Source organism: Roseomonas rosulenta (assembly GCF_016106005.1).
Taxonomy (GTDB): Bacteria; Pseudomonadota; Alphaproteobacteria; order Acetobacterales; family Acetobacteraceae; genus Neoroseomonas; species Neoroseomonas rosulenta.
Map to the genome: position 1 here is coordinate 1 of NZ_JACADR010000149.1, position 10,627 is coordinate 10,627.

The following is a 10,627-nucleotide window of genomic DNA, read 5'->3' on the forward strand; positions in this document are numbered from 1 at the left end:
GGGCACGGCTGGTGCTGGTGGCGCGGGATGCGGCGCGGCTCGGCGCGCTCGCCGCGGAACTGCCGGGCAGCCAGGCGGTGCCGGCGGACGTGACCGACTTCGCGGCGCTGCGCGCGGCCGTGGCGGCAGCGGGGCCGTCGGTCGCGGGGCTCGCCTATTGCGTGGGATCGATTGCGCTGAAGCCGCTCAAGCGCACGACCGAGGCGGACTTCATCGACGCCTTCCGGTTGAATGCGCTAGGTGCAGCCTTCGCGGTGCAGGCGGCGCAGGAAGCGCTGGCCGCCGCGCGCGGGTCCGTCGTGCTGTTTTCGACCATTGCCGCGCGGGCCGGTTTCCCGAACCATGCTGCCATTGCGGCCGCCAAGGGGGCGGTCGAGGGGCTCGCGGTCGCGTTGGCGGCGGAACTGGCGCCGGTGCGCGTGAACTGCATCGCCCCGTCGCTGACCCGCAGCGCCATGGCGGCGCCCTTGATCGGGAATGTGCAGATGGCCGAGGCGATCGCGAAGCAGCACCCCATCCCGCGCCTGGGCGAGGGCGAGGATGCCGCGGCGCTGGCCGATTTCCTGCTGTCGGACGCCGCCGGCTGGATCACCGGCCAGGTGATGGCGGTGGATGGCGGGCGCTCCACCGTCAGGACCCGCGGCTGATGTACCGCCGCGGCGCCCTGCTGCTGCCCGCCGCGCTGGCGCTGCCGGCCGCGGCGGCCGAGGGCGACTACGCCTTCCGCGTGAAGCGCCGTGGCGACGTGGTGGGCACGCATGTGGTGCAGTTCGCCCAGCGCGGGTCGGAGCGCGTCGCGACATCGGACCTGGTGATCACGCCGCGTGTCATGGGCATCGTCGTGTACCGCTACGAGCACCGCTACGAGGAAGTGACGCTGGGCGAGCGCTTCCGCCGCGTGACGTCGCGGCTCAACCGCAACGGCCGCATCGTCGAGGTGCGCGGCGAGGCGCGCGGCAATGCGGTGCTGCTGGACGGCACCGAGGGCCCGCAGCGCCTGCCGGCCGACGCCGCGCCGCTATCCTGGTGGGTGATGCCGCGGATGACCGGGCGCTTGCCGCTGTTCGGCACCACCACGGGCCGCGCGCTGGCGCTGACCTGGCAGTCGCGCCGGCTGCCCGGCGGCGGCTTCGAATACGCCTGCGCAGGTGACGTGACCGCGACCGTCACCTTCACCGCCGCCGGTCGCTGGGCGGGCTTCACCGCGCGCGGCGAGGACGGCACCGACATTGCTTACGAAGCGGCATGATCGCCAGCATGAGCGTCGGCACCTTGCGGGTGGTGCTGGGCGACCAGTGCTCGTGCGGGCTCTCGGCGCTGGAGGGCCTCGATCCCGCGACCGACACGGTGCTGATGATGGAGGTGCAGACCGAGTGCACCTATGTCCCGCATCATCCGCAGAAGATCGTCCTTGTGCTCTCGGCCATGCGCCACTTCGCGCGTGCGCTGGCAGCGCGCGGCGTGCGCGTGGACTACGTTCGGCTGGACGATCCGGCGAACACGCACAGCTTCGCGGGAGAGGTCGCGCGCGCCGTCCTGCGCCACCGCCCCGTGCGCATCGTCGCCACGCATCCGGGCGAATGGCGCGTGCTGGCCAACATGCAAGGCTGGGAGGGCGCCGCCGGCGTGCCGGTCGAAATCCGCGAGGATGACCGCTTCCTGTGCTCTCTTGCGCGCTTCCGCGCCTGGGCGGACGGTCGCAAGCAGTACCGCATGGAGTTCTTCTATCGCGAGATGCGGCGCGAGACCGGCCTGCTGATGGAAGGCGACGAGCCCGCCGGCGGTCAGTGGAACTTCGACGCGGAGAACCGATCCGCCCTGCCGAAAGGCCTGGTGCCGCCGCCGCCACGCCGTTTCGCCCCCGATGCCATCACGCGCGAGGTGATGGCACTGGTCGCAACCCGTTTCGGCGCGCATTTCGGCGATGTGGAGGGCTTCGCCTGGCCGGTCACCGCCAAGGACGCGAGCGCGGCGTTGGAAGCCTTCATCGCTGACCGCCTGGGGCAGTTCGGCGACTACCAGGATGCGATGGCGGCGGGCCAGCCGACCATGTTCCACGCGCTGGTCTCGACCAGCCTCAACATCGGTCTGCTCGACCCGATGGAGGCCTGTCGCGCCGCCGAACGCGCCTGGCAGCAGGGGCGCGCGCCGCTCAACGCCGTCGAGGGATTCATCCGCCAGATCCTCGGCTGGCGCGAATATGTGCGCGGCATCTACTGGCACCTGATGCCCGGCTATGCCGAAGGCAATGCGCTCGAGGCGCACCGCCCGCTGCCGGGCTTCTACTGGGGCGCGCCGACCACCATGCGCTGCATCCAGCAGGCGGTGGCGCAGACGCGCGACCTTGCCTACGCACATCACATCCAGCGGCTGATGGTCACCGGCAACTTCGCGCTGCTCGCAGGTCTCGACCCGGTCGAGGTGAATGCCTGGTACCTCGCCGTCTATGCCGATGCCTTCGACTGGGTCGAACTGCCCAACACGCATGGCATGGCGATCCATGCCGATGGCGGGGTGATGGCGTCGAAGCCCTATGCGGCCTCGGGGGCATACATCAACCGCATGTCGGACTATTGCGGCGGCTGCGCGCATGACGTGAAGCAGTCGACGGGGCCGCGCGCCTGCCCGTTCAACTACCTCTACTGGGACTTCATGGCCCGGCACGCCGACCGCTTCGCGAAGAACCCGCGCATGGCGATGCCGCTGCGGACGCTGGCCAAGATGGATCCGAAGAAGGTGGCCGCGCTGCGGGCCGAGGCGGCGCGCTTCCTGGCGGCGCTCGACGGCTGAAGCTGCGCGTTCCATCCTTCGGCGCGCAGTCGCAGGAGGATGCCATGGCCGCCGAAACCGAAATCGAGTGGATGAAGCTCACCTTCGCCGAGCTCAACGCGCGGGCGGCGGCGGATGCTCTGGTCATTGTCCCGGTCGCCTCGCTGGAACAGCACGGGCCGCACCTGGCCACCGGCGTCGACATCGTCTGCGCCACCGGTGTCGCGCACCGCGTCGCGCACCGCATGATGGCGGAGGGGCGCCCGGTGGTGGTCACCCCCTGCGTCTGGACGGGCCTCGCCGAGCATCACGTCCCCTTTGGCGGCACCGTTACGCTGGACTTCGAGGCGTTTTCCGCCGTGCTGCGCGGCGTGGTGCGTTCTGCCGTGCGGGCCGGCTTCAAGCGGGTGATGCTGCTCAACGGCCATGGCGGCAATGCCGAGGCTGTCGCGGTGGTCGGCGGCGAATGCCAGGCCGAGTTCGGCATCGCTGTCGCCGCCGGCACCTACTGGCACCTGGCTGGGGACGCCTTCGCGCCGATCCTGGAACGGCAATCCACCGTGCTGCACGCCTGCGAGGCCGAGACCTCCATGATGATGGCGCTGATGCCCGAGGCCCTGCGCGCCGACCGCCTGGCGGATGCGCACGGCCCGCATTCCACCCGCCCGGAGGGACAGCCCGCCGCCATGATCCGCCGGCGATCCTTCAAGGAGATCACGCCCTCGGGCGTGGTCGGCGACGCGCGCGCAGCGAGCGCGGCGAAGGGCGAGGCACTGCTCGCCGCCGCCTCCGAGCGCATCGCCGAGGAGCTGGCGAACACGAGGCTCTGGGGGTAGCGCGCCTTTCGGGGAACGATACCGTCCGACCGGAATCGCGGCGCAGGGGCGCCCGGTCAGCGCCGCCCGTTGCGCCGCTGCTCCGGGTGCAGCGTCTTGCCCAGGATATGCGTGCTGGCGCCGATCACATGCGCCGTTGATCCCACGATCAGCGGGTCGGGTTCGTGCACCACGCTCTCGTCCTTGCCCTCATAGGGCAGGTTGAACAGGAAGTGGCGCATCGCCTCGATCCGCGCGCGGCGCTTGTCGTCGGACTTCACGATGGTCCAGGGTGCGTCGGCGGTGTCGGTGTAGAAGAACATCGCCTCCTTCGCCTCCGTGTAGTCGTCCCACTTGTCGAGGGAGGCCTTGTCGATCGGCGAGAGCTTCCACTGCTTCAGCGGGTCGCTTTCGCGGGCGGCGAAGCGGCGGTGCTGTTCCTCGCGCGTGACGCTGAACCAGTACTTGAACAGGCGCAGCCCGGAGCGCACCAGCATGCGCTCGAGTTCCGGCGCCTGGCGCATGAACTCCAGGTAGTCGGCGGCGGTGCAGAAGCCCATCACGCGCTCCACGCCGGCGCGGTTGTACCAGGACCGGTCGAAGAAGACGATCTCGCCGCCGCTCGGCAGGTGGCGGACGTAGCGCTGGAAATACCATTGTGACCGTTCCTGGTCGGTCGGCTTCTCGAGCGCGACGATGCGCGCGCCGCGCGGATTCAGGTGCTCCATGAAGCGCTTGATGGTGCCGCCCTTGCCGGCGGCGTCACGGCCCTCGAACAGGACCGTGACGCCCTCGTTGTCGGCCTTGATCCAGCTCTGCGCCTTCAGCAGCTCGACCTGCAGGGGCAGGATCCGCGCGACGTAGTCCTTCTCGGTCAGGCGGGTCGCATAGGGGTAGGCGCCGGTCTCGAAGGCGCGGCGCACCGCCTCGGGGTCGCGCGAGGGGCGATGCGCGCGGCGCTGCGGCGCACCAAGCGCGGCAGCGGCTTCCGTGATGGAACGCGCACCCTCAACGACGTCGTCTGGCGCCTTGTCCTGGTCCATGAGTCCTCCCCGCGCAACGCCCCGGTCGGGCTGCCGTCATCAATCCGTCATCGACGCGGCGTGTCCTTGCGCTGGCTCAACATCGGGCCGGTCGAAGGGCAGATCCTGCCAGGCGAGCGCACCGCCCTTGCCGGCGCCGGTGTCGAGGAACACCGCGCGGCCGCCCCGCGCATTCGCCATGGTCACCGGCCGGCCATCGCGCGAACGGTTGTCGTGCCCCACCATCGCCGTCAGCCCGGCCGGGATGCGGTCCACCCATCCGATCAGGCGGATCGGGAAGCCATCCGGTCCCTGGCGGCCGGTCACCTGGCCGAAGATCGCGCGCCCCACCAGGCCCTCGGCGCGCTGCGCGCCGGCGTCGGGGGGCGGCGCCTGATGCAGCATGGCGTCGTGGAAGGCGGCATGGACGAACAGCCAGGGTCCGATGCGCAGCCAGGCCGGCGCGCGGCCGATCTCGGCGATGGCCCGTGCGGCGAGGGCAGCGCCATCCGGCGCGGCGGCGATCTGTTCCAGCGTGCGGCCGAGCCCCGCCTTCTCGATGCGCACCGCATCCCCCAGCAGCGCGCGCCGCAGCTTGTGGTCGTGGTTGCCCAGCAGGAACAGCCCGCGCCCCGTATCGATCAGCGCGAAGGCGGCGCGCAGTGCGCCCGGGTTGTCTGGGCCATGGTCGGTCAGGTCGCCGAGCTGCACCACAAACAGCCGCGCGGCTTCCGCGCCGGCGATCGCCGCCGCGAAGCCGCGGGCATCGCCATGGACGTCGCCCACCACGCGCAGGCCGCGGAAGCCCGCGGCGCGCAGGGCATCGAGCCCCGGGCTCACGCCGCCGCGTCGCCCTTGATGGCGGCGAAGGCGGCGAGCGCTCGGGCGCGGCCGGCAGCGAGGTCGATCACCGGTGCGGGATACTGCCGCCCCAGGGTGATGCCCGCGCCGCGTAGCACGATCTCGGGCGCCTCGTGCGGGCGATGGATCCAGCGGTCGGGAAGCGCCGCCAGCTCCGGGCACCACCGCCGGACGTAGAGGCCCGCGGGGTCGAATTTCTCCCCCTGCAGCACCGGGTTGAAGATGCGGAAATACGGTGCCGCATCCGCCCCGCAGCCGGCCACCCATTGCCAGGAGGCGGCATTGGCTGCGAGGTCGGCATCGACCAACGTGTCCCAGAACCACGCCTCGCCCGCCTGCCAGGGTTGCAGCAGGTGCTTCACCAGGAAGGAGGCGGTGATCATGCGCACGCGGTTGTGCATCCAACCGGTCTGCCAGAGCTGACGCATGCCGGCATCGACGATCGGGTAGCCGGTGCGCCCGCGCTGCCAGGCGCGCAGCAGGGTCGCGTCCGACTGCCAGGGGAAGGCGGCGAAGTCGGCGCGCAGGGGGGCCTCGGGCATTTCGGGCCGATGCCAGAGCAGGTGGTGGGAGAATTCCCGCCAGAGCAATTCCTTGAGGAAGGTCTCGAGCCCCTTGCCGCTGCGCGCCTTCGCCGCGTGCCAGACCGAGCGTGGCGAGATCTCACCCAGGTGCAGGTGCGGCGACAGGCCCGAGGTGCCCCAGGCCGCGCCGGGATCGTTGCGGCGGTCGCCATACCCGGCCAGGCCATGTTCCAGGAAGGCCGCAAGCCGCGCCGCCGCGCCGGCTTCGCCCGGCTGCCACTGGTCGCGGAACCCCGCCGCCCAGTCGGGCACTGGCGGCTTCGGCAGCAGGTCCAGCGCATCGAGAGCAAGGCCCTCGGCTGCCGCCGCCGACACCAGCAGGTCGGGGGCGGGCAGCGGCGGCGCCAGCCCTTCCAGCAGCGCGAAGACGTTGCGCGAGAACGGCGTGTAGACGCCATAGGGCGTGCCGGCCCCCGTGCGGACCTGGTGCGGTTCGTGCAGCAGCGCGGTGCGGTGCAGCACCAGCCGCGCGCCGGCGGCCTCCAGCGCGCCATGGGTCTCGGCATCGCAGCGCCGCCCGGTCGGTTCGGTGCGCCGCCCGGCATGGACCTCGCTGGCGCCGATCCGCGCGGCAAGGTCGGGGACCAGGCGCCTTGGGTCGCCGCGAAGCAGCAGCAGGGGCGCGCCGCGATCCGCGAGGTCCCGCCCCAGCGCCGCCAGGCTGTGGTGCAGCCACCAGCGCGCCGCCCCGCCCGGCGCCCAGGGGCCGTCTTCGAGAATGTAGACAGGCAATACGGGCCGGCCCGCCACGGCGGCGAGGGCAGGGTGGTCGGCCAGGCGGAGGTCCTGGCGGAACCAGAGGATCGCGGGATCGGGCATGCGCCGAATGTAGGGCGGGGGGCGCCGGCGTCACGGGGATTGCAGCATTCAAACATGCAGATCCACTAATGAATAGCGGCACTGGTCGGGCTGGAGCGCTGGCGCCCCTGGCGCAGCGAGACCGGCGCGACGGCCGAAGGCCTGCTGGATCCGCTGCCCTGCGCCGCGCCTGCGCCTGCGCTGCCGGCGGAGTAAGCGCCCGCCCGCTGGCCCCTCGCAGCTGCGCCGGCGGGGCGTCCCGCCTCCCGCTGCCATGGTGGGCGGTCCGGGTTCTGCCGCCTCCTGGTGCGTGCGGCGCCGGTCCGCCATGCTGCGCTCTGACTGCTTTGGGGGGTAAACGACAATGCGCCGACTCATCGCCTGCCTGGCCATGCTGGCCGCCGCCGTTTCGGCGCAGGCGCAGCCAGCCTATCCGGACCGGCCGGTCCGCATGGTCATCCCCTTCGCCCCGGGCGGTGCGGCGGACGTGGTCGGGCGCATCGTCGCCCAGGGCATGGGCGAGGATCTCGGCCAGACCGTGGTGGTCGAGAACCGCGGCGGCAGCGGCGGCATCATCGGCTCGCAGGCCGCGCTGCAGGCCCCGGCGGACGGCTACACCATCGTGCTGCACACGCTCTCCTCCGGCGTGATGAATGCGGGCCTCTACGCCAACATGCCCTTCGACCTTCGGCGCGCCTTCGCCCCAGTGGGGCTGGTCGGGACGGTGCCCAACATCATCGTGGTCAACCCGCGTGTGCGGGCACAGACGCTTCAGGAACTCGTCGCGCTGGTGCGCGCCAATCCGGGGCGCATCACCTATGCCAGTTCGGGGCCCGGCACGATCGTTCATCTCTCGGGCCAGATGCTCGCGAACATGATCGGCGCCGAGATGGTCCATGTGCCCTATCGCGGCTCCGGTCCTGCGCTGGCCGACCTGATGGCCGGGACGGTGGATGTGATGGTGGACACCCTGCCGCCCTACGTCGCGCTTGTGCGCGAAGGGCGCGTGCGGGCGCTGGCGATGGCCACGCGCAGCCGCAGCGCCGCGCTGCCCGACGTGCCGACCGCGGAGGAGGCCGGCCTGCCCGGCTACGAGACCTACAATTGGCACGCCGTGTTCGTTGCCGCCGGCACGCCCGCGCCGATCGTCGCACGGCTCGAGCGCGCGCTGCGCAACGCCGTCGCCGCGCCGGCCACCCGCGCGCGCCTGGTCGAGCTCGGCGTCGAGCCGATCGGCGCGGGCGCGGCGGAGCTCGAGCGCTTCTGGGACGAACAGTTCCGTATCTGGATCCCGGTCATCCGCGCCTCGGGCGCCACGGCGAACTGAACGGAGGCGAGGGGCACGACGCCCCGGCCAGCCCGGCCATCGCTGCCTCATTCGCCGCAACGCGCGCCGTCATGCAGCAAGGTGCCTCTCCCGCGGGGTTTGGCACCGCGCTCCGCCTCGCCACACGGCCAGCCGCCGCTGCGACGCGCCTCCTCCCCCTGCTGAACGCCTGCGGCGTCAGCCGGCGCGATCTCCCTCCAGGGCGCGGCGCAGCGCGCCCATCAGCGCGTTGCGCGCGGCGTCATCGGGCGCCCGTTCGATCGCATCCTCGATCGCGAGCAGAAGCGCGGCGCGCGCATTGTGCCAGTCGGGCCTCCCGGCCGCCGCCGGGTCCGGCCGCCGGTGCGCCGCCTCGCGCGCGACCGGCGCGCCGGATGCGGCGAGCAGGAATGCGTCGTCCAGCGCGGGCAGGATCACCTGGCCGGGACGAGCCATGCCGCCGGCCATCAGGCGCCCGGACAGCGCCTCCATCGCCGGGGGTTCCCCATGCACCAGGAACACGCCCCCGCCGACCGGCCCGCGCGCCTTCAACCAGGCCGCGAGTTCCGGCGCGTCGGCATGGCCGGAATAGTCGCGGATCTCCCGTACGGTGGCGGCGACGCGGATCGTCTCGCCCTGGATGCGCACCTCCCTGCGCCCGTCCTGCAGCAGGCGGCCGAGCGTTCCTTCCGCCTGGTAGCCGGTCAGCAGCACCGTCGCCTCGGGCGACCAGAGCCAGCGCTTGAGATGGTGCCGGATGCGCCCGGCATCGCACATGCCGGACCCCGCAATAACGATGTGGAAGCCCTCCATCTCGGCGATGTGGCGCGACTGCTCGCCGCTCTCGGTGAAATGCAGCAGCGGCGAGCGCAGCGCGCGCTTCACCGACCGGCCGTTCTCGAGTTCGGCCGCGTGTTCGAGGAACACCTCGGTCGCGCGGATCGCGAGCGGGCTGTCCACGAAGATCGGCGCCTGCGGGATGCGCCCGGCCTGCATCAGCGTGACCAGGTCCCAGCAGATCTCCTGCGTGCGCTCCACCGCGAAAGCAGGGATCAGCAGCACGCCAGCGGGGTGCACCGCGTCCTGCACCAGCCCGGCGAGGCGCTCGCGGCGCTCCTCGTGGTCGACGCAGGGCTTGTCCTCGTCGCCATAGGTCGATTCCAGGAAGACATGGTGCAGCGCCTCGGGTCCTTCGGGATCGCGGTGGAAGGCCGTGCAGTCGGGCCCGAGGTCGCCCGAGACCAGCACGCGGACCGGCGCCTCATCCGCCTCCGTGATCTCGAGCTCGACCGAAGCCGAGCCCAGCATGTGGCCGGCATTCCACCAGCGTGCCCGCACCCCCGGCAGGGGCTCGACCCAGCGATCCATCGCCACGGTGCGGAAGGCGCGCAACGCCGCCACCGCGTCGTTCGCCGTGTAGATCGGCTCGACCTCGCCGCGCCCGCGCCGGCGGTTGCGGCGGTTGAGCATCTCGACCTCCATCTCCTGCACATGCCCGCTGTCGGGCAGCATGATGGCGCAGAGATCCACCGTCGGGCCGGTGGCGTGGATCGACCCGCGGAAGCCTTCCTTCACCAGGCGCGGCAGCAGGCCGGAATGGTCGATATGCGCATGGGTCAGCAGGACCGCACCGATGTCGCCCGGGCGATAGGGGAAGGGCTCCCAGTTCAGCGCCTTCAGCGACTTCGGCCCCTGGAACATGCCGCAATCGACCAGGAACCTCGCGCGCGAGGTCTCGAACAGCAGCGACAGGCCGGTGACGGTGCGGGCCGCGCCGCAGGCGCGGACGGAGACGGGCATGGCCGCTACTCCGCCGTCACGCCGCCATCGACCGGCAACGCTATGCCGGTGATGCCGGCCGCCGCGGCCGAGAGCAGGAACACGACCGGCCCGGCGATGTCGTCGGGTTCCATGATCCGTCCGAGCGGGATGCGCGCGCGCGTGGCTGCGACGAAGTCTGGATCCGCCATGAGGTCGGCGGCCAAGGGCGTGTTCACCAGGCCTGGGCAGACCGCGTTCACGCGGATTCCGTGCTGGCCGAGTTCCAGCGCCATCGCGCGCGTCAGCCCCATCACGGCGTGCTTCGACGCGGCATAGATGCTGCGGTTGCGCGCGCCCACCAGCCCGGCGACCGAGGCGATGTTCACGATCGCCCCCCCGCGCCCGGCCGCGACCATGCCCCGCGCGACCGCCTGCGCCACGAGCGCCGCACCCTTCACGTTCAGCGCCAGGATGCGGTCGATCTCGGCCTCGCTCGCGTCGAGGAAGGGCTCGCGCGTGACGCTCCCGGCATTGTTCACCAGGCCATCGAGCGGCCCCGCCGCGGCGATGGCGGCCGGGATCGCCGCCGCGTCGCCCGCGTCGAAGGGCAGCACCACGGCATGCCCGCCGGCGGCCGCGATCTCGCCGGCCACGGCGTCGAGACCGGGCCGGCCGCGCGCCGAAAGCACCACCTCGGCGCCTGCCGCCGCC

Annotated in this window: 10 protein-coding genes; 5 read left to right on the forward strand and 5 right to left on the reverse strand. The window is 72.0% G+C overall.

Annotated elements, in window-relative coordinates; genetic code table 11:
* From HW578_RS16670 to HW578_RS16685, 4 genes are all read left to right on the forward strand, one after another.
* Window positions 1–647 (forward strand): SDR family NAD(P)-dependent oxidoreductase (locus tag HW578_RS16670; RefSeq protein ID WP_198371741.1); only part of this gene is annotated, 647 nt, incomplete at its 5' end.
* Window positions 647–1,249 (forward strand): DUF6134 family protein, encoded by a 603-nt coding sequence (locus tag HW578_RS16675; protein ID WP_198371742.1) that lies wholly within the window; start codon window positions 647–649, stop codon window positions 1,247–1,249. The genes HW578_RS16670 and HW578_RS16675, both read left to right, overlap by 1 nt.
* 8 nt (window positions 1,250–1,257) lie before the next feature.
* The gene (locus tag HW578_RS16680; protein WP_198371743.1) at window positions 1,258–2,790 is read left to right on the forward strand and encodes a cryptochrome/photolyase family protein; all 1,533 of its coding nucleotides are present in this window, start codon (window positions 1,258–1,260) and stop codon (window positions 2,788–2,790) included.
* Between the two features lie 44 nt (window positions 2,791–2,834).
* Window positions 2,835–3,605 (forward strand): creatininase family protein, encoded by a 771-nt coding sequence (locus HW578_RS16685; RefSeq protein WP_198371744.1) that lies wholly within the window; start codon window positions 2,835–2,837, stop codon window positions 3,603–3,605.
* Between the two features lie 56 nt (window positions 3,606–3,661).
* Here HW578_RS16685 and ppk2 read toward each other — a convergent pair whose 3' ends face one another.
* Genes ppk2 through HW578_RS16700 form a run of 3 tightly spaced genes read right to left on the reverse strand, consistent with a single transcriptional unit; the run spans window position 3,662 to window position 6,870 of the window.
* The gene (gene ppk2 / locus HW578_RS16690) at window positions 3,662–4,627 is read right to left on the reverse strand and encodes a polyphosphate kinase 2 (RefSeq protein ID WP_198371745.1); all 966 of its coding nucleotides are present in this window, start codon (window positions 4,625–4,627) and stop codon (window positions 3,662–3,664) included.
* Between the two features lie 39 nt (window positions 4,628–4,666).
* Window positions 4,667–5,446, reverse strand: coding sequence for a metallophosphoesterase (locus HW578_RS16695; RefSeq protein ID WP_198371746.1), 780 nt, complete (start codon window positions 5,444–5,446; stop codon window positions 4,667–4,669).
* Entirely contained in the window at window positions 5,443–6,870 is a 1,428-nt protein-coding gene (locus tag HW578_RS16700; RefSeq protein WP_198371747.1) for a cryptochrome/photolyase family protein, read from the reverse strand. Before HW578_RS16700 ends, HW578_RS16695 begins: the two co-directional genes overlap by 4 nt.
* A 343-nt stretch (window positions 6,871–7,213) precedes the next feature.
* On the opposite strand from HW578_RS16700, the gene HW578_RS16705 reads away from it, so the two are divergent.
* Window positions 7,214–8,176 carry a Bug family tripartite tricarboxylate transporter substrate binding protein gene (locus HW578_RS16705; protein WP_198371748.1) on the forward strand — a complete coding sequence of 321 codons (963 nt, stop codon included), beginning with the start codon at window positions 7,214–7,216 and terminating at the stop codon, window positions 8,174–8,176.
* A 177-nt stretch (window positions 8,177–8,353) separates the two neighbouring features.
* Here HW578_RS16705 and HW578_RS16710 read toward each other — a convergent pair whose 3' ends face one another.
* Together HW578_RS16710 and HW578_RS16715 are read right to left on the reverse strand one after the other, a co-directional pair.
* A complete protein-coding gene (locus HW578_RS16710; RefSeq protein WP_198371749.1) occupies window positions 8,354–9,955 on the reverse strand; it encodes an MBL fold metallo-hydrolase RNA specificity domain-containing protein in 1,602 nt (533 codons plus the stop codon).
* Between the two features lie 5 nt (window positions 9,956–9,960).
* Window positions 9,961–10,627 (reverse strand): SDR family NAD(P)-dependent oxidoreductase (locus tag HW578_RS16715; RefSeq protein WP_198371750.1); only part of this gene is annotated, 667 nt, incomplete at its 5' end.

Coding starts and splice junctions, on each gene's coding strand:
- HW578_RS16675 (WP_198371742.1), top strand. CDS start 647: ATGTACCGCCGCGGCGCCCTGCTGCTGCCCGCCGCGCTGGCGCTGCCG.
- HW578_RS16680 (WP_198371743.1), top strand. CDS start 1,258: ATGAGCGTCGGCACCTTGCGGGTGGTGCTGGGCGACCAGTGCTCGTGC.
- HW578_RS16685 (WP_198371744.1), top strand. CDS start 2,835: ATGGCCGCCGAAACCGAAATCGAGTGGATGAAGCTCACCTTCGCCGAG.
- ppk2 (WP_198371745.1), bottom strand. CDS start 4,627: ATGGACCAGGACAAGGCGCCAGACGACGTCGTTGAGGGTGCGCGTTCC.
- HW578_RS16700 (WP_198371747.1), bottom strand. CDS start 6,870: ATGCCCGATCCCGCGATCCTCTGGTTCCGCCAGGACCTCCGCCTGGCC.
- HW578_RS16705 (WP_198371748.1), top strand. CDS start 7,214: ATGCGCCGACTCATCGCCTGCCTGGCCATGCTGGCCGCCGCCGTTTCG.
- HW578_RS16710 (WP_198371749.1), bottom strand. CDS start 9,955: ATGCCCGTCTCCGTCCGCGCCTGCGGCGCGGCCCGCACCGTCACCGGC.